The 20,381-nt window shown below is 36.7% G+C and carries 15 protein-coding genes and 1 pseudogene; 15 read left to right on the forward strand and 1 reads right to left on the reverse strand.

Translation table 11 applies throughout. The annotated features are described in order from the left end of the window. The first annotated feature begins 14 nt into the window (after window positions 1–14). The 14 genes and pseudogenes from RM573_RS08445 (at window position 15) to RM573_RS08510 (ending at window position 16,408) form a co-directional block, all read left to right on the forward strand. Window positions 15–494, forward strand: coding sequence for a DUF1249 domain-containing protein (locus RM573_RS08445; protein ID WP_311580121.1), 480 nt, complete (start codon window positions 15–17; stop codon window positions 492–494). A gap of 26 nt (window positions 495–520) precedes the next feature. Next, window positions 521–1,270: a metallophosphoesterase gene (locus tag RM573_RS08450; protein WP_311580362.1), complete on the forward strand. Its 750-nt coding sequence runs from the start codon at window positions 521–523 to the stop codon at window positions 1,268–1,270. Window positions 1,271–1,285: 15 nt separating this feature from the next. Next, window positions 1,286–1,864, forward strand: a complete 579-nt coding sequence (locus RM573_RS08455; protein WP_311580126.1) for a YqiA/YcfP family alpha/beta fold hydrolase — start codon at window positions 1,286–1,288, stop codon at window positions 1,862–1,864. 38 nt (window positions 1,865–1,902) lie between these two features. Beyond that, window positions 1,903–3,792, forward strand: a complete 1,890-nt coding sequence (gene parE, locus RM573_RS08460; protein WP_311580131.1) for a DNA topoisomerase IV subunit B — start codon at window positions 1,903–1,905, stop codon at window positions 3,790–3,792. Window positions 3,793–4,571: 779 nt separating this feature from the next. Then, window positions 4,572–4,931: a CopL family metal-binding regulatory protein gene (locus tag RM573_RS08465; RefSeq protein WP_311580366.1), complete on the forward strand. Its 360-nt coding sequence runs from the start codon at window positions 4,572–4,574 to the stop codon at window positions 4,929–4,931. A 148-nt stretch (window positions 4,932–5,079) separates the two neighbouring features. Beyond that, entirely contained in the window at window positions 5,080–5,604 is a 525-nt protein-coding gene (locus tag RM573_RS08470) for a DUF411 domain-containing protein (RefSeq protein ID WP_311580135.1), read from the forward strand. Then, complete coding sequence (locus tag RM573_RS08475) at window positions 5,604–7,061, forward strand: TolC family protein (protein ID WP_311580139.1); 1,458 nt, start codon at window positions 5,604–5,606, stop codon at window positions 7,059–7,061. Before RM573_RS08470 ends, RM573_RS08475 begins: the two co-directional genes overlap by 1 nt. After that, complete coding sequence (locus RM573_RS08480; RefSeq protein WP_311580142.1) at window positions 7,061–8,875, forward strand: efflux RND transporter periplasmic adaptor subunit; 1,815 nt, start codon at window positions 7,061–7,063, stop codon at window positions 8,873–8,875. Before RM573_RS08475 ends, RM573_RS08480 begins: the two co-directional genes overlap by 1 nt. An 18-nt stretch (window positions 8,876–8,893) precedes the next feature. Further along, window positions 8,894–12,010: pseudogene (locus RM573_RS08485) on the forward strand (efflux RND transporter permease subunit); the annotation flags it as partial. A gap of 773 nt (window positions 12,011–12,783) precedes the next feature. Further along, on the forward strand, window positions 12,784–14,625 hold the full coding sequence (locus RM573_RS08490) for a 2Fe-2S iron-sulfur cluster-binding protein (RefSeq protein ID WP_311580145.1): 1,842 nt from the start codon (window positions 12,784–12,786) through the stop codon (window positions 14,623–14,625). Between the two features lie 21 nt (window positions 14,626–14,646). After that, window positions 14,647–14,946, forward strand: a complete 300-nt coding sequence (locus tag RM573_RS08495) for a hypothetical protein (RefSeq protein WP_311580149.1) — start codon at window positions 14,647–14,649, stop codon at window positions 14,944–14,946. Between the two features lie 60 nt (window positions 14,947–15,006). After that, complete coding sequence (locus RM573_RS08500; RefSeq protein WP_311580153.1) at window positions 15,007–15,540, forward strand: c-type cytochrome; 534 nt, start codon at window positions 15,007–15,009, stop codon at window positions 15,538–15,540. Window positions 15,541–15,582: 42 nt separating this feature from the next. Next, window positions 15,583–16,068 carry a nuclear transport factor 2 family protein gene (locus RM573_RS08505; protein WP_311580157.1) on the forward strand — a complete coding sequence of 162 codons (486 nt, stop codon included), beginning with the start codon at window positions 15,583–15,585 and terminating at the stop codon, window positions 16,066–16,068. 211 nt (window positions 16,069–16,279) lie between these two features. Beyond that, window positions 16,280–16,408, forward strand: a complete 129-nt coding sequence (locus tag RM573_RS08510) for a hypothetical protein (protein ID WP_311580160.1) — start codon at window positions 16,280–16,282, stop codon at window positions 16,406–16,408. Window positions 16,409–16,463: 55 nt separating this feature from the next. On the opposite strand, the gene hutC is transcribed toward RM573_RS08510, so the two are convergent. Continuing rightward, window positions 16,464–17,165 (reverse strand): histidine utilization transcriptional repressor HutC, encoded by a 702-nt coding sequence (gene hutC / locus RM573_RS08515; RefSeq protein WP_311580165.1) that lies wholly within the window; start codon window positions 17,163–17,165, stop codon window positions 16,464–16,466. Window positions 17,166–17,431: 266 nt separating this feature from the next. Here hutC and RM573_RS08520 point away from each other — a divergent pair, with 266 nt between their 5' ends. Then, window positions 17,432–20,101, forward strand: coding sequence for a TonB-dependent receptor domain-containing protein (locus RM573_RS08520; protein ID WP_311580168.1), 2,670 nt, complete (start codon window positions 17,432–17,434; stop codon window positions 20,099–20,101). Window positions 20,102–20,381 lie beyond the last annotated feature (280 nt).

A 20,381-nucleotide genomic window follows, 5' to 3' on the forward strand; every position in this document is an offset into this window, starting at 1 on the left:
AATGTGAGATTGTAGTGGCAATACCGTTAAATAAGACATCGCAATATCGACCAAACTTATCTAATTTGATGAGTCTTTGTGATGTCAATTATATGATGTTATTACGGTTATTAGCAGATAAAGAAAAAGTAGGTGAAAAACGAAGTTTTTTTATTTCTGACTTTTTAACGTATAGTCTCGAAGTGAACGAAGTCACTCGTTACACCTCACTAGTTACCATGACGCAAGATTCTTCCATAGGTAGAGAAAAGTTATCGAATAATAGCTTATTTACAGATTATTTACGGCCAACAATGGTGATCCGCTTATATCATGATGCTCGAATGGCTGAAGTTATTAGTAATCAAGGTATCAAGCAGGTGAAACCACGCTACGATTATCCCAATCAAGCCATGCACCTTCCTGATGAAAAGCAACAGATCAACTTATTCCTTAAAGAATGGCTACAGCTTAGTTTACAGCTCGGTCAAAGTCGCTTATTAACGATTGATTAACTGGTATCATTTCTCTGGAGGTTAATATTTTACGTTTTGCTCAAATAAGCGATTGCCATTTATATCGGGATAAAACCGCGCTTCATTTTGGCGTCAATGTTTATCAAAATCTATGCCGTGTTCTTGAGCAGATAAAAAGAACGCCTGCTATTGAGTTAATTGTTTTTACCGGCGATCTCACCCAAGATCATAGTATTAGCTCTTATCAAAACTTTACTGATGCCATTAATGAAACCGATTTTACTCTTCCGGTTTACTTTGTTGCTGGTAATCATGATGAACCAAAATTATTGCAGCAGTACTTGTCTGGCACACCATTTCATAGCGCTAAAGTGATCAATAAGAACCAATGGCAAATTCAATTATTAGCGAGTAAAAGTACGACTCCGTCAGGGGAGGTTTCAGCAAATGAGTTAGCTCGGTTACTCAATTGTGTGGATTCGCATAAATTTCAGTTTATATTTATGCATCATCATCCTGTTGATGTTGGTTACTTTATTGATAAACATGGCTTACTCAATAAAAATACATTTTATCAAACGCTTAATAAACTTGAGGCTGTAAAAGCGGTTGCTTGTGGTCATGTGCATAATGCGTTAGCGTTGAAAATTGATATAACTGAACGCGTTATTCCATTATTTACTTGCCCTGCCACCTCGATTCAATTTGATCAAAATGCAACAAGGGTTGAAAACTCAGGAAAGCCAGCAGGTTTTCGTATATTTGAATTAGCGGATGATGGACAAGTGAATAGCCAAGTAGTTTTTATCGATTAAGGTTTTACTATTAACATGATTAAAAAAAGTATGCTTTACATACACGGTTTTAATTCTTCGCCACTGTCAACAAAGGCGCAATTAACCAAACAGTATTTACAAGATCATCAAATAGCGATTGACTTTCATTGCCCACAATTACGAAATAATCCTAAAGCAGCGATTAAGCAATTAGAGCTAATATTACAGTCGAAACCTGATCATCAATGGTGCTTGATGGGCTCTTCTTTAGGTGGCTATTTTTCAACGTATTTGGCTGAAAAATATCAATTAAAAGCGGCGTTAATTAATCCTGCTGTTAAGCCTTTTGAATTGTTAGTGGATTATTTAGGTCAACAGGTAAATCCGTACACACAAGAAGTTTATCACTTGACTAAGCAACATATGATTGACTTAAAAGCACAATCACAAGAAAAAATTGCTAAAAAACATTACATGGTGATGGTACAAACAGGCGATGAAGTGTTAGATTATCAGCAAGCAGTAGAAAAATATCAAAATTGCCAGTTAATTGTGCAAGAAGGCGGCGATCATAGCTTTATAGATTATCACCGAATGTTACCAGCAATCATGACATTTTTAGAACTGCAGTAAAATCCACTCAACTTTATAATAATTATCAGAAAAGCATTATGAGCGAACAATATAATTCAGAATCCATTGAAGTGCTTAGCGGTTTGGATCCCGTACGTCATCGTCCCGGTATGTATACCGATACTGCTCGACCTAATCATCTGGGTCAAGAAGTTATCGATAACTCTGTTGATGAGGCTTTGGCCGGTCATGCGCAAAATATCACGGTTATTTTAGATAAAGATCAATCATTAGAAGTGATAGATGATGGTCGAGGCATGCCGATTGATATTCATAAAGAAGAAGGGGTTTCTGGGGTTGAACTAATTTTTTGTAAATTACATGCCGGTGGTAAATTTTCTAATAAGAATTATCAATTCTCTGGTGGCTTACATGGGGTTGGTATTTCAGTGGTCAATGCCTTATCAAAACGAGTTGATGTAGCGGTTCGTCGTGATGGAAAAATGTATGAAATGGCATTTGAAAATGGCGAAAAAGTTGAGGAACTAAGAGAAACAGGTACGGTTGGCCGAAGAAATACTGGTAGCCGTGTTAAGTTTTGGCCCGATGAAAATTATTTTGATTCAGCAAAGTTTTCAGCACGCCGTTTAGTACATTTGTTAAAAGCAAAAGCGGTACTATGTCCTGGTTTAACGATTAAATTTCATGATAAAAATGAAGATAAAAAATATCAATGGTGTTATGAAGATGGCCTTTGTGATTACTTAAAAGAATCGGTTAAAGACTATGTCAGTATGCCTGAAGAGCCTTTCGTTGGTGACTTTTCTTCACAAAACGAAGCCGTTGATTGGGCGGTAACTTGGTTGCCTGAAGGCGGTGAAGCAGTCGGCGAAAGTTACGTGAATTTGATCCCTACTATCCAAGGCGGTACGCACGTAAATGGTATGCGCCAAGGCTTGCTTGAGTCGATGCGAGAATTTTGTGAATTTCGAAATTTGATCCCACGTGGTGTTAAATTAACCCCAGATGATATTTGGGATAAGTGTGCTTATATCTTGTCGGTTAAAATGGAAGATCCGCAGTTTGCTGGACAAACGAAAGAGCGATTATCTTCTCGTCAATGTGCGGCATTTGTCACAGGGGTCGTGAAAGATGCCTTCAGTTTATGGCTAAATGAGCACACTGAAATTGCCGAAGCGTTAGCAGAATTTTGTATTTCAAATGCTCAACGTCGTTTACGAGCAAGTAAAAAAATCGTTCGTAAAAAAATTACGCAAGGACCCGCATTACCCGGTAAATTGACTGATTGTGGTAGCCAAGATATCACTCGAACCGAATTGTTTTTAGTGGAAGGTGATTCCGCTGGCGGTAGTGCAAAACAAGCAAGAGATCGTGAAAACCAAGCCATCATGCCGCTTAGAGGGAAAATATTAAATACGTGGGAAGTAGAATCGGGTCAAATTTTAGCCTCACAAGAAGTGCATGATATTTCTGTAGCTTTAGGAATAGACCCTGATACTGAAGATTTATCAGAATTACGATATGGCAAGGTTTGTATTTTAGCGGATGCTGACTCCGATGGCTTACATATAGCTACCTTATTATGTGCTTTATTTACTCAGCATTTTTTACCTTTAGTACAGGCAGGGCATGTTTACGTAGCTATGCCGCCTCTTTATCGAATAGATGTTGGTAAAGAAGTTTTCTATGCGTTAGATGAAGATGAAAAAGATGGCATTTTAGACCGTATAGAAGCCGAGAAAAAACGCGGCAAAGTTAATGTTCAACGCTTTAAAGGCTTAGGTGAAATGAATCCATTACAGTTGCGTGAAACCACTATGGATCCGAATACTCGTCGATTAGTTCAACTGACGGTTGATGAGCACTCTGAAACTATGGAAGTGATGGATATGTTATTGTCGAAAAAACGTAGTGGTGATCGTAAAGAATGGCTACAAAGTAAAGGCGATATGGTAGAAGTGATTTAAGGTAATTAAACCATAAACTGACAGATTTAGTCTATAATTTGACATTTTTGCCAGATTTAAAATATCTTGGCTAAAATGGTAAATATTTTTGAAACGAAGAAATTTGAAAAAAGAAAGGAATTCCTATTTGCAACTTACCTGCCTCCTGGCCGAATTCAAGGGTTATAAGAATTGAAGGTTTTTGGGAGCGAGATTTTTGTTACCATCTTGAGCTTGCCTCAATTGTCGTTGAATATGACACCCAGACCCTCAGATTAAAATATATTGTTGATGGACAAGCTCATCATTACACAGCAGATTTTTTGTTTTATATATCGATGGAAAAAAGAAACTGTTTGAAGTAAAAGACTTACGTTATCTCGAACATGAAACTAAAGAATTGTTAAATATAGTCGAAGAGTTTGCAGATGCATCAGGTTATGAGTTTGAAATTATAACGGAAATAACAATTCGTGAGCGCCCTTTAGTTACCAAATTAAAACACTTATGGGATTCGAAGTAATCAAACAGTTTACCTGAAGAAAGCTTTGATGTTGTTAAACTTATTTTAGGAAATGGAAAGTAAGGTGTTCTCTAAGGATCTTCAAGGTTTAACAAGTTTTATGACTTTTGATATTTGAAAAGTGAATAAAGGAAGTGAAAAGAAGAACAAGTAATATCAGTTCTAAAATGTTATTTGAAATAAATTAAGATTGAAAAATAACATCTCCTATGTGATTATATTAATAATTGAAATATTTTGTTGGTTAGCTGTGAATTCTAATTTCTCCAAAACATTAATGGTACTGCTAGTCTGTTTGACCTTTGTTGGTCAAGCGGTCGCGTCTACTGTTATGTCTTATCATATGATGAGTATGAAGGGAAATAGTGGGCAGGAGCAAATGCAAAATATGTCAATGATGGACCATAGTGACCATTCCATGATGAGTCATTCATCTGATGATTCAGATGAAGCAGAAGATGACTGTTGTGTTAATAGTTGTAGTTGCTTTACTGGAGGGTGCTCAAGTATCGCTGCGCTAATGAAAGATACAAATGACAGTCTGTTTATTGATTCATCATCAAAAATATTCTCATATTTATACTTGGCTCAAAGTCAATCTTCATCCTCTCTATATAGACCTCCCATATTAAGCTAAATACAGAATAATTGCGCCTAAAATTTGGCTCATTTATATGCAAAATTTCTGTATTAGGCTTTTTGATCTCTGCGTTTAAGTATTTTTAAGCAAAATCAAGAATAGCCTAATCAATTCAATTATTAATTGATATCCCTTTGGGGGGGTTATGTTTTCCAAAAAATTTACGTTAAAGGCTGTTGCTGCCTTTACTTTAGTCATTGCTATTGCAAGTTGTTCAAAAGAAGAAGTTTCAGTGACTTCATCTAAAACACATAATTCTAAATCTCATCCTATTCTTTTAGAGGTTTATAAGAGTCCTACATGTGGTTGCTGCAAAAAGTGGGTTAGCCATATAAATGAGCATGGGTTCGAATCAACAGTCCACAATTATCAAAACTTTACAGCGGTTAAAGAAGAGAAAGGAATTGAGCCTCGATACCGTTCTTGTCATACCGCTATATCTAAAGATGGTTATGCATTTGAAGGGCATGTTCCTGCCAAATTTATTCATAAATTTTTAAAAGGAAAACACTCTGACGATGTTATTGGATTGTCTGTTCCTGCAATGCCAGCGGGAACTCCCGGTATGGAAGTAGGGGATAAATTTCAACCTTATAAAGTGTTATTGCTTAAGAAAGGGGGCGCTTATGAGGTCTATGCTAGCGTTCAATCTTATGAGGAGCAGTTTTAATGAATAAATTTAAAATTATCATAAGTTTAAGCGTGAAATACTGTGCGGGTATGTTAGCTCTTACAGTGCTAACTGCAAATTCTGCTGATATTCCTACTATTACTTCTAGTTCAGCCTTAACTTTTGAGAAAGCTATCAAGTCTGCGCAGAAGAATGATCCATGGTTAACGGGAAATGTTCATAAGCAAAATGCTATTGAAGCGATGAGTACTGCCGTAGGTACATTACCAGACCCAAAAGTTTCTCTTGGTTTAGCAAACTTACCTATTAATGGGTTTGATTTCGGGCAAGAGGGTATGACACAAGCGAAAGTTGGTATATCTCAAATGTTTCCTCGTGGGGATACATTGTTGATTAAGCGAGAACAACTCAAGATTGAAAGTGAATCATTCCCGTATCAACGAAAAGATCGAGAGTCCAAAGTAGCTGTTACTGTTGGCAGCCTTTGGTTGGATGCATACAGAATTCAAGAAAGTATTGCTTTAATTGAAAAGAACAGAGCGCTTTTTGAACAGTTAGCGGATGTTGCAGAAGCAAGTTATTCGTCTGCTTTAGGTAAAACAAGGCAGCAGGATATTGTAAGAGCGCAATTGGAGCTTACAAGGTTAGAAGATCGGTTAGATGTCTTAGGACAACAACAAAACCGCTTTGAAGGTATGTTGTCTCAATGGTTAACAAAGTTTTCTATAGAGAAAAGTTCTCAAAGTGAAACTTATGTAGACGATGATTTTAACCTACACAATATCGTTTTGACTAAGCAGTTACCTCAAATTGACTTAGTGAATAGCAATATAGTTCTTACAGATAGCTGGTTACGCCCTAGCGAACTGGCAAAATATATTGCTAACCACCCTTCACTTGTCGCTGTTGAAAAGAAAATTAAATCAACAAAAACTGGAATCAAATTGGCTAAGCAAAAATACAAACCTGAGTGGGGATTAAATGCTAGTTATGGTTACCGTGATGATGATCCAATGGGAAACAGTCGAGCGGACTTGTTCTCTGTAGGGGTTACCTTTGACTTGCCGCTTTTTACAGATAATAGACAGGACAAAGAAGTTAAGTCAGCTATTTCAAAAACAGAAGCTATAAAAACTGAAAAACTATTATTGATGAGAAAATTGCTCGCATCATACTCCAGTGCCAAAGGGCGCTTACTTCGATTGAAAGATAGACAGAACTTATACAAAGAGAAGCTACTGCCTCAAATCCACGATCAAGCTGAAGCTTCGTTAACAGCCTACACCAATGATGATGGTGACTTTGCCGAAGTGGTTCGCTCACGAATCGCTGTATTAAATGCGGAAATAGATGAGTTAACTCTTAATGTCGAAGAGCAGAAGTTATTACTAGAACTTAATTACCTTTTTATAGGCAGCATAGATCCTGTCGTTAGTAACAATAATATGAATTTATCAAATAATAGTGGTTTCACTGTTATTTCGGGAGATGAATAATGAACAACAATATTAAGCCAATAGTAATTGGCATGGTTATCGGTGGCTTTTTAACATTTGGGGTTTATAGTTTTATGGCCCCGACAAATAGTGGAGAAGCAAGCTCTGTTGTAACGGCTGAAAAGAAACCGCTTTATTGGGTAGCTCCAATGGACGCGAACTACAAAAGAGATAAGCCAGGGAAGTCACCAATGGGTATGGATTTAGTACCTGTTTACGACGATGGTGGTAAAGGACCTGATGAAGGTCCCGGAACAATTCGTATCTCTCCTGATGTTGTAAATAACCTCGGTGTAAGAACAGCAATAGTTAGTTATAAATCATTGCACACTGAAATAAATACAGTCGGTTATGTTGCTTATGATGAAGATAAGTTAGTTCATATCCATCCACGAGTACAAGGATGGATTGAAAAGCTATATGTTAAGGCTATTGGAGATCCTGTTAAGAAAGGGCAACCCCTTTATGAAATTTATTCCCCTGAATTAGTTAATGCCCAAGAAGAATTATTATTGGCATTAGATCGTAAAAATAGTCGGTTAATTAGTGCTGCTGAAAATAGGTTATCGGCACTACAACTTCCAAAATCATCTATTGCAAAGCTGAAAAAAACAAAGAAAGTACAGCAAACAATTACTTTTTATTCTCCACAAAATGGCGTGGTGGAAAATTTAAAAATACGTGAAGGATTTTTTGTTAAGCCTGGCTCTACTTTAATGTCAATTGGTGATTTATCGGAAGTATGGGTTGAAGCTGAGGTGTTTGAACGCCAAGCGGGTCAAGTCAAAACAGGCACCCCAGTAACCATGACTCTTGATTACTTACCTGGAAAAACATGGCAAGGAAAAGTTGATTATATTTACCCGACACTAGATGCAAAAACTCGCACTGTGAAAGTACGTCTTCGTTTTAAAAATGAAGAAGGCGAATTCAAACCAAATATGTTTGCTCAAATTGCGATTCACACTACAGGTGATGAACAAGCTTTATTGATCCCTAAAGAAGCACTTATTAGAACAGGAAACCAAGATAGAGTTGTTCTCGCCCTTGGTGAGGGGAGTTTTAAATCAGTAGCTGTTTCTGTAGGGCGATACGATAGTGAAAGCGTTGAAATACTTGAAGGATTAACTGACGGGGAAAAAGTGGTTAGTTCAGCACAGTTCTTATTAGATTCGGAGTCAAGTAAGTCTTCAGACTTCAAGCGTATGAATAGCGTTATTGCTGATGCAGATGATTCAGTACTTTCTTCAGTGTGGGTCTCGGCACAAATACAAAGTTTGATGGCTAATCACAAAATGTTGACATTAACTCACGATGCAATACCTGAGTGGGAATGGCCAGAAATGACGATGGATTTCATAGCATCGGACAGCGTTGACTTTTCATTACTTAGTGAAGGGATGAGTTTACATGTTGAAGTGACAAAAGGAGATAATGGTGATTATAAAATCAGTAATATCCATGTTCCTGACGACATGAGTGAAAGTGATACAAGCCAAGTAACTGAAGAAGTGGCAGATGACTCGTCAGCGACAGTTACTGGAACAATTAACTCGTTAATGATTGATCATGGAATGGTGAATATTAGTCGATCTGCTATTGAAAAGTGGGGACGACCTGCGGCTACTTTAGATTTCATTACAGGGCACAATGTTAGCCTTGAAGGACTTTCTGAGGGGATGGAAGTTAAGTTTACTTTTGAAGTGCGTGGTAAACATTTTGTAATTTTTGAAATTGCCCCACTAGGGCAAGGTGATGAACAGGGTGAAACTTCTAGATTAGAAGCACCTGTTGTTGATCATTCAAACCACTAATATAGGAGTTAGATTATTATGATTGCTTCTATAATACGTTGGTCCGTTGGTAATCGATTTTTTGTATTACTCGCTACCTTTTTACTCGTAGGCATTGGTTTATATTCTGTTAATAAAACGCCTATTGATGCACTGCCTGATTTATCTGATGTGCAAGTAATTATTAAAACAAGTTACCCTGGTCAAGCCCCACAAGTTGTTGAAGACCAGGTTACCTACCCGATGACTACTGCCATGCTTTCTGTACCAGGCGCTGTTACCGTAAGAGGGTATTCTTTCTTTGGTGATTCTTATGTCTATGTCATCTTTGATGAAAATACTGATTTATATTGGGCACGTTCCAGAGTGCTTGAATATTTGAGTCAAGTAGCACCTAGCTTACCGAGTGAGGCAAGGCCTCAATTAGGCCCCGATGCAACGGGAGTTGGCTGGGTATATTTATATGCTTTAGTGGATAAAACAGGCCAACATGACTTAAGCCAATTACGTAGTATTCAAGACTGGTTTTTAAAGTTTGAACTGCAAACTGTGCCTGGTGTTTCTGAAGTTGCAGCACTTGGTGGAATGGTTAAGCAATATCAAGTAAGAGTCAATCCAGATAAATTAAGAGCATTTGGTATTCCTTTATCGTTAATTCAAACAGCGATAAAGCAGGGCAACCAGGAAATAGGTGCCTCAGTTGTAGAGATGGCTGAAGCAGAATACATGGTTCGAGCAACAGGTTATTTGAAAAATGTTGATGATTTAGAAAATATCCCCTTGGGGGTTAACCAAAATGGTACACCACTACTGTTGAAAGATGTTGCCGATATTGGTACTGGACCACAAATGCGCCGTGGTATCGCTGAACTTAACGGAGAAGGTGAAACAGTAGGCGGTATCGTAGTCATGCGCTTTGGTGAAAATGCTCAACAAGTGATAAATGGTGTTAAAGATAAGCTTGAACAACTTAAAAATGGTTTACCTGATGGTGTTGAAATTGTTCCTGTTTATGATAGATCTGCGTTAATTGAAAGGGCAGTAGATAATCTATCTTATAAATTACTAGAAGAATTCGGTGTTGTTGCCCTTGTATGCATAATTTTCTTATTTCACGTGCGTTCATCTTTAGTGGCAATTTTTAGTATTCCTGTTGGAATATTAACAGCTTTTGCTGTGATGCATTGGCAAGGGCTGAATGCAAATATTATGTCATTAGGTGGTATTGCCATTGCTATTGGCGCAATGGTTGATGGTGCAATTGTCATGATTGAAAATATGCATAAACATATGGAGAAAACACCATTAACTAAAGAGAACCGATGGCAAATTGTAATTGAATCTGCAAGTGAAGTAGGTCCAGCCTTATTTTTTACATTACTAATTATTACCGTTAGTTTTGTGCCTGTATTTACCTTAGAAGCTCAGGAAGGCCGAATGTTTGCTCCTCTTGCTTTTACTAAAACTTATGCAATGGCTGCATCAGCGGCACTTGCTATTACCTTAGTGCCAGTTTTAATGGGGTACTTTATCCGAGGTAAAGTACTTCCTGAGAATAAGAACCCGGTAAATAAGGGGTTAACTTATATATATATGCCAGCCTTGAAGGCTGTTTTACGTTTTCCAAAATCAACCATTTTAGCCGCCTTAGCTGTTCTTGCTGTTGGTATTTATCCACTTGATAAGATTGGTAGTGAATTTATTCCACCGCTTGATGAGGGTGACTTAATGTATATGCCTACCACGTACCCTGGTATTTCTATAGGTCAAGCAAGGCAGTTATTGCAACAAACAGACAAGCTAATTAAAACGATTCCTGAAGTAGAGACTGTGTTTGGTAAAGTAGGCCGTGCTGAAACTGCAACAGATCCTGCGCCATTGACAATGATTGAAAGCTTTATTCAATTAAAACCCAAGGAAGAGTGGCGTGAAGGAGTTACTACGGAAAGCTTAAAAAAAGAACTGGATACTTTAGTAAAATTGCCTGGTGTAACCAATGCGTGGGTAATGCCTATAAAAACACGTATTGATATGTTAGCAACAGGGATCAAGACCCCTGTTGGAATTAAAGTAGCGGGTCCTGACTTATCAGTAATTCAAGATATTGGTAAACAATTAGAAGAAGTCTTGAAAGATTTCCAGGGTACTGCATCTGTTTACTCTGAGCGGGTTGCGGGTGGTCGTTACGTTAAAGTTGATATTCAACGTGCAAAAGCGGCTCGTTATGGTTTAAATATTGCTGAAATTCAACAAGTGGTTGCTACGGCTATTGGAGGGATGAATGTTACTAAAACTGTTGAAGGGTTGGAACGCTACCCTGTGAACTTACGTTACCCGCAGGATTATCGTAACTCTCCAGAGCAACTTTCTTTATTACCGATTGTTACCCCTAATGGTCAAAGGATTTCATTAGGCGATGTTGCTCATGTCTTTATTGAAGATGGGCCTCCGGGTATTAAGTCAGAAAATGCACGATTAAATGGTTGGACATTTGTTGATATTGAAGGGGTAGATGTAGGAACTTACGTTGTTGAGGCAAAAAAGGTTGTCGCAGACAAGTTACAGCTACCATCTGGCTACTCAGTAAATTGGGCGGGCCAATATGAATATATGGAACGCGCAAAAGCCAAATTAACTTACGTTGTACCATTAACGCTTTTCATTATCATTATTCTATTGTACCTAAACTTTAGAAACTTCATTGAAGTTGCGATGATTATGGGAACTTTACCACTTGCTATGGTTGGTAGTATCTGGTTGATGTATCTCGAAGGGTATAACTTTTCAGTTGCTGTTGGTGTCGGTTTTATTGCGTTAGCGGGAGTTGCTGTAGAGATAGGCGTCATAATGTTGGTTTATTTAAATCAAGCATATAAAGAAATGATTACGGATCATCAAGAAAGAGCTATTTCGACCTCTAAAGCTGATGTACTTCAAGCAGTGTTACATGGTGCTGGCTTACGAGTTCGTCCAGTAATGATGACCGCTGGTACAGTCATTGTTGGTTTATTGCCTATTTTATATGGTACAGGAACTGGCTCAGAAGTGATGAGTCGTATAGCTGCGCCTATGGTGGGGGGGATGTTTAGTGCCGTTATTTTGACCTTATTGATTTTACCAGCACTATTTTATTTATGGCGTGCTAACTCATTAGAAGACAATGATAAAACTAAAAATAAGCCATTTAGCCTATTAAAAAGTAGCCGTAAATATCATAAATGGTTAATGCTGTTTTTAGGTTCGCAATTTGTTATTTGGTCTGTTACGGGGGCTTATATGGTGTTTTTTGATATTGATTATATTCATGGTGATACCTTAGTGGAGAACCATCAAACTAAAATTAATATAAGTAACATTAACTTATCGTTAAAAGATATTAAGCAAACCTATCCAAAGGCTGAAAAAGTTAGCCTTGGTAAGTTTATTGATAGAGAAGTTTACCGTTTTACGGTTAAAACTGGAGATAAAGAAGAGTTTTATTTGCTTGATGCAAATAATGGCGAACTATTAACTCCATTAAATAAATCTTTGGCTATTAAAGCAGCAAAACATTCATTTACAGGTGGTGATGAAGTGGCGAGTGTTGAGCTGATAACAGACAACCCTCCTTTTGAATTAAGTAGAAGGGTACATAATGCATTGCCGGCATGGAGAGTCAATTTTACTGATTTTGGAAGTCCATCCATATACATATCAGCAACGAATGGAAATTTACTGGCAAAGCGACATGAGTTCTGGCGTATTTTTGATTGGATGTTTAGGTTTCATGCGATGGATTATGAGAAAGGCGAAATTGATAATTCCTTACTTTTTTGGGTGACTTTATTCAGTATATTAGCTGCATTATCAGGTTTGATATTAACGTATTTTAGAGTATTTAAGCCATCTAAACTTGACGATGAATTATTGCTTAACGGGGGGGCTAAATTATGATTTTAATTAGAAAGATACATAAATGGGCATCTGTGATAGTTGGCATTCAGTTTTTATTATGGTTGTTGAGTGGCATTTATTTTAACTTAATGGATCATACCAAAGCGGCTGGGGATACGTATAGAAGTCATACGCACCAACAGACTGAAGTTAATAATAACAACTTTATTGATTTAAAGGAGGTGTTGATTAATTTTAAACCTGCAATTTCAATAGAGCCTACCTATATATTAGGGAAGGCATACTATTTATTAACTCATCAAAAAGGGCTATATAAAAACTTTAAAAATCGTTATAGCTTAGCTAATGCATTAACTGGTGATAAAATGGTTATAGATAGCACTTTAGCATTAGAAATTGCAAAACAATCGTATAATGGACCAAGTGATACTAGCTCAATTAAACTCCTTCACCCACCTATAGAAGACTTTCCAAAACAGAAGAATGCCGCCTGGCAAATAAACTTTGTTAACGATATTAATACAAGTGTATACATTGAGGCTGAATCAGGGCGATTAGTGGGACATAGTGATGATCATAAGCGATTTGCTGATATATTTTTTATGCTGCATTTCATGGATTATGCTAATGAAGGAAGTTTTAATAATATTCAAATAATATTGTTCGCATTTATTACGCTTTGGTTATCGTTCAGTGGGCTTATTTGGACAGTAGATCTTGGCTTGCGTGGACAATATAGAATTAAATACTTTTCTAAATCACAAGGGGTCAAGCTATTTGATAAGAACCAAAAAAGTATGGGCACTGTAATACTCTCTAACCATACTAACCTACTAGATGGGCTTATTGAACATGATATTGCACTACCTTCAACTTGTGGTGGTGGAGGAACTTGTGGTCGTTGTAGAGTAATGATAAACCCTATGCTTAAGTCAACATCAGCAGATCACGTACATTTTAGTGATAAAGAGTTACAGCAAGGTTATCGTTTAGCTTGTCAGCATTTTAGTACGGATGTAGAACATATGACTCTAATGGATGTGACGGAAGCTAAAAAACATACTTTAGTATTATCTGAAAGTCGTTTTTTAACTCCTTTTATGAAAGAGCTACGTTTTAAGGTACTAGGTGAAGTTCCTATATCTTATAAAGCTGGTGCATTTATGCGATTTTTCATTCCAGCAGGAAAAGGTGTCTCAATTCCACTAAATCTGCCTGAACATTTAAAAGCTAATTGGCATCATATTGAACACTTAGAATATGAACATCTTGCTTGTACACGTAGCTATTCATTAGCAGAATCACCATTGGTTACTGATGAGTTAGTTTTTACAATTAAAATACAAACGGCCCCACAACATAAAACTTTACCGGGTGTAGGTTCTAGTTATTTATGTAACATGGCTGAAGGCTCATCGATTGAAGCTATTGGACCTTTCGAAGAATTTTTTGCTAAGAAAGATAGTCAAAAAACCATGGTTCTTTTAGGCGCGGGTTCAGGAATGGCACCTCTAAAATCACTAATTGAAGAGCAAGTTGCTATAAAGAACATAGAAAACATTGATTTACGAAACATTCATTTCTTTTATGGAGCACGCTCAGAAGGTGACTTGCTTTATGCGGATGAATTTTATCGATTCGCAGAAAATAATGAGAGTTTTCATTATTATCCAACTCTTTCTAAACCAAGTGATGATTGGTTGGGGGCAACAGGCTATGCTCAAGAAATTTTATCACTAAACTTTGAAACATTAGGGCACATTGACGATTTAGAGTTTTATTTATGTGGGCCTAAAAATATGATGACAGAAACAATTAATTTCTTAAAAGCGAAAGGCGTTAAAGACAGCGCAATAGCTTTTGATGATTTTACCTAAACCTTTTAACTGGAGAAAATAATGAAAAATTTTAAAAAAGTTGCTCTTATAGTAATACCTGCAATTACTTTATCAATTAGCGCCACTGCACATGATCCAAAACTACATGTAAAAAAAGCAGAAAAGGCTGATTGTAGCAAAATGGACCACAACAAAATGGATATGAAAGATCCTGTTGCTATTGCCATGATGAAAAAATGTATGAAGCAAGCTGAAAAATCAAAAGGAAAGATGAACCATAGCAAAATGGATCACAGTAAAATGAAGAAAAATGAACATAAAACAAAAAAGAAAGATGATCAAAACGAGCATAATCATTAATTAACTTTATTAGTCACTTAGTAGGTGTATTAAGTGACTGCTGACTCAAAAGGAAAGCGTATGAAAATATTTAAATTAATATTACTGCTTGTTGCCTTAGGTATAGGTGGTGGGGCTACCGTTATGTACTCAGGAATTGTTAATGTTGCAGCAGATGAGCCGCATAGTGATTTGGTCTATTGGTTATTAGAACAAACTAGAGAAAACTCTATTAAAAAAGCTGCACGATCTATTGAAGTGCCGGATTTAAGTGACCCTGAATTGTTACTAACAGGAGGCACTGATTACGAATACATGTGTTCTAGTTGCCATTTAAAACCAGATCAAAATGAGAGTGATATGAGCTTAGGGTTATATCCAGTACCGCCTAATTTGACGGTTTCAGATAATAGCCATATAGGACATGAACATGGCGATGAAATAGAGACTGCTCGTAAGCATTTTTGGGTAATTAAACATGGTATCAAAGCATCCGGAATGTCTGCATGGGGTAAAACGCATGATGATCATCGTATCTGGGCAATGGTCGCTTTTATAAAGCGTTTACCGACTTTGACACCTGAACAATATCAAGTGCTTACAGCGATAGATTAACATCCAACTAAAATTCAAACTAAAACTAAAAAAGGGAAAGTAATGATAAAAAATAAATTTCCAATGATGATCGTCTGCTTAGTGGGAGTATTTGGGGGAAGTGTAAGTATTGCTCAAGATAATGAACACCATTCTGGACTAAAAAATGAAATGTTTATCGGTGTTGATTTATCTGCCGGAAAAGTGGTTACGCAATTCCATCAGGCGTTGAAAACAGGTGATAAAACTATAGCGAGAAAACTATTGGCTGACGATGTTTTAATTTTTGAAGGAGGAAGAGTGGAGCGTTCTGCCGATGAATACGCTCACCATCATATGTTGTCAGATATGAAATATCTTGCTGCCATGAATAGTGAATCATTAGAACATGATGTAAAAGTCATGGGTAACAGTGCTGTTTCAATGTCTCGCAGTAAAAACACAGGAACATACAAAGGGAAAGAGCGTAATTACGAAGGTATGGAAACTATGGTATTAGAAAAGCAGCATGGTGAGTGGAAAATAGTTCGTATCCATTGGTCAAACTAATAATTAAAGTAAACGATAAGAAGGATATATATTACAGCAACTATTTTAATCGTCATAAGTTTTGTTAATTTTGCGCATGGCGATGAGAAACATCAAGCCAAAGATAAGCAGGCAATATTTAAAAAAGGAAGCTTTACCTATAGGAGATGAGTTAGATGTCGATTCAATTTCATTAATGCCAGTAAGTGCATAAATAAATTGTGGTATTTAAGTGAAGGACACTGAATATTATACATATTCTTTAGGTAAGGAAGTTTCTTCTTGCTACTTACATTTAGCTGAAGGTGCACCAGAACAACACCCTAGTAATTATGATGCAGGCATTAGTGAGGTAGGGTAAGTATATTCTTCATTGGTGATTAGCTTTATTCAAGCAAAACAGGGACTTTAATACTTTACTTAAGATGTATACTACTTGTTAGCTTAAACCTATCAGCAGGATGATATAAAACTGCGTAGCTTATAGGGTGTCCGTTAGATAATGTAATTCTAGTCACTTTTAAACAAGGAACGCCGTCTTCCAATTTCAAATTATGTTTTAAAATTTTTGTTGGTATTATGGCTTCTATTGTAATTTCAGCATCAGTTAACGGAGCAACGGAACACAAATATTCATTTACAGTTGTTTTACTGAAGTCTTGTTCTAAAAATAATGGAACTTCTTCAGCGCTCACATACCTTTCTTCTAATTGAAGTGGAATGTTATTTTCCAAATGAACGATTATAACTTTGAATACTTTTTTATTATTTGCCTCTAATGTATAAGCTAACTCACCATTTGGAACCAAAGTTAATTTACTCAGCACGGTCATACTGTGTGTGTGGCCTCTTGATTTTATTTCCTCAGATATATTTTTAATTTCTAATAATGAGCTTTGGGCTTGTGAAGGCTCAACAAATGTACCAACGCTAGGAACTCTCTTTAATAAACCTTGTGACACAAGCTCTTCAATAGACTTTCTAGCGGTCATACGGCTTGCTGAAAACTGTGTAGCTAACTCCGTCTCAGAAGGAATTTTAAAACCCTCAGGCCATTCTAAGGACGACAGTTTTTTATTTATATAGTCAGCAATGATTTTATATTTCGGTAAATTCATAAATTTTTAATTTTCGTCAATATGGTTCTAGACAGCGTACCCAATAAAGATAGTTTACATTATCTTAACAGTGTGTAAACGCTCTGTATATACTAGCTGGTAAGTCCTTTAATTAGTAAGTGATTCTTTTATAATTATTAATGAAATACAAGAAAAATATACCAAAATATTAATTTAAAAAAAATCGTTGTATATACAGGTATAGTGTTGTATAAGGTTTATACAATAATAAAAAACTACTAACTAAAATCAGAGGAAATAAAAGTATGAAGCACTTTAAAAATAACTTTAGCCCAATTACAAAGGCTTTACTGCTAGGTGGTATTATGTCTTTTCCTGCATTAGCCAATGCAGAAGAAGCCAATGAAGCAGTTGAACGAATTGAAATTACAGGATCAAAAATCAAGCGAGCTGATATGGAATCAGCTAGTCCTGTTTCTATTATTACCGCTGCTGAAATAAGCATGTCCGGTATTTCAAACGTTGAAAACTTATTACAAGAAATGTCTTTTTCAGCAGGTGTTGCTGGTAATGCGACCAACGCTTATTGGACAAGTGGTGGTTATGGTACAGCACAAGTAAATCTTCGAGGGATGGGAATTAAGCGCACACTTGTTTTATTTAATGGAAGAAGAGTTGTTGGTGGGGGGACTGGAGCAAACAGTTCTGTCGATTTAAATATGGTTCCAACTTCAATGGTTGAGCGTATTGAAGTATTGAAAGATGGTGCTTCGGCAATTTATGGCGCTGATGCTGTTGCTGGTGTAGTAAATATCATCACTAAAAAGGATTTTGAAGGTGCAGAGCTTAATATTAAAGCTGGTATTACTGACGAAGGGGATGGTGAAAACCAAGATATTAATCTTACCTTAGGTGGAGATTTTGAACGAGGTAATGCAGTTTTAAGTTTAAATTACACTAATACTGAAGCAGTTCGTCAATCAGATCGTATCGATTGTGCTAAATTTGGTACAGAAGAAGGAAAATTTCAATGTTTTGGTAGTGGTACAACTGAAGGGGGGAGAGCATTACTGGCAGATGGTAGTCAGGTCCAATTTAGCCAAGATGAGAACAATGGTGATGCATATGGTCCATACAATAGTGAAGAGCATGGGTTTGAATGGATCCCTTATTTGAATGCTGTTAGTCCTATGGAACGCATCAATATTTCAAGTTTTGTTAACTATGAAGTGAATGATTCAATACGTTTATTTACAGAAACTATGTATACAAAACGTAAAGGTAAGCAAATTGTTACGCCTCGCAATGGGTTTGCAGGTATAAAAGTATCTCAAGATTTTGCTTATAACCCAACTGGTCAAGATTTAGAGTTTCAAAGTCGCCGGAATACAGAGTTAGGTGCCCCCTTCTTTTTCCAAGAAACTGATACTATTCGTATAGTATTAGGCCTTGAAGGTGACTTTGATAATGGTTGGGGATGGGATTTTGCTTTTAATTATGGCAGAAATACAGGAACAGACGGATGGACTTTTGATATCGACCCAGCTAAAGCTGCACAGACTTTAGATGATAGTATTTGTACTTATGATAATAGTAATGGTATTCCTTGTGGGGATTGGTTTGGTGTAAACCAGCTAGATCAGGGTGTTATTGACTATGTTAAGTATCGCCGAGAAGGAACAGGTGGTAATGAGATGCGTAGTTGGACTGCTAATATTTATGGTGATTTATTTGAATTGCCAGCAGGTGTATTAGGGTTTGCTGCTGGTGTAGAACACCGAGCTGAAGATGGCTGGCGTGACCCTGATTCAACTGTGTTAGCTAATGGTAATGAAGATCCTATTAGTGGTAGTTATGATGTTAGTGAAGCATTCATCGAGTTATCCGTTCCGTTATTAGCCGATATGCCCTTGGTAGAAAACTTAACGGCAGAAATGGCAATGCGTTATTCTGATTACAGTACGGTTGGTGCTGAATCTACGTATAAACTTGGTATTACATGGAAAGTTAATGATGCATTAATGATCCGTGGTGTGCAGTCTACAGCATTTCGTGCTCCCGTTATCACTGAGTTATTTGGTGGTACTAATGGAGAAAACTTAAGAACTATAGATCCTTGTGAGAATGCTACAGGGGCAATTGCTGCTAATTGTTTAGCAGACGGAGTTCCTGCTGACTTTGTTCAAGACGGTACAACTGTTTTAACAAGTGTTGGTGGAAATCCGGAACTTGGTGCAGAATCAGCAGATACAACTACTATAGGTATTGTGTGGGAGCCTGAATTTGTTAAAGGTTTATCTACTACGTTTGATTACTTTAATATAGAAATTGAAGATTCTATTACTTCAGTAAATGGTTCTGATATGTTGAAGTTATGTTATGAAGATCCTGTAGGAAACTCACAATTTTGTGATACTTTTACTCGTCATCAAGTGACTAAGCAAGTTAATCAACTTCAGCAACGCCCTGTAAATGCAGCCGTAGAAAAAGTTAGTGGTATTGATTTTAATATTGCATATAAATTTGAATTATTTGGTTATGATGCCAAAACAAATTTGGATGTGACGCGTTTATTAGATCATGAAAGTACACCTTTTGCAGGACAGCCGACTATTGATAAGGTTGGGTATATCACTGAAGATCAAGGTAGTTATACAGAGTGGCGCAGTAACTTTAGCTTGTCATTAATAAGCGATGATTGGATGGCTAGTTATTCTCTGCGTTATATTGGTGGTGCTGATGATGTAAATGGAAATGACTTTGATCCTCTTGGTAAGTCTGTCGATTCAATAACTTATTCTGATATTTCAGCGTCGTATATGTTTAATGATGAACTGACTATTTCGGCAGGTATTGACAACTTATTAGATGAAGAAGCGCCATATTTAACCTCTTGGAATGATGCTAATACCGATGTGATGACTTACGATTTACTCGGTCGTAGAGGTTTTGTAAAAATGTCTTATCGTTTTTAAAGCCCTTTGATAGCTTAAGCTTGTCACACCTCCCTGGGTGACAAGCTTTTTTTATATATGAAATAAAAGGTTATTTTTTGATATTAATTTTAATTATGTGTAGCTTTGACTTCAGCTTGTAACACTAATTCATCGGCTAGAATACTTTTATCTCAGACTGCCCAGTATTTAAAGCTACTACGATGTACATTAAATACTTCACACAATAATTTCACTGTGTATTTTGCTTTATGGCTCTGGTTGAGCTTTTCGAATAATTCGAATAATTAGAATTATTCAG

Source organism: Thalassotalea castellviae, from assembly GCF_031846185.1.
GTDB classification, from domain to species: domain Bacteria; phylum Pseudomonadota; class Gammaproteobacteria; order Enterobacterales; family Alteromonadaceae; genus Thalassotalea_H; species Thalassotalea_H castellviae.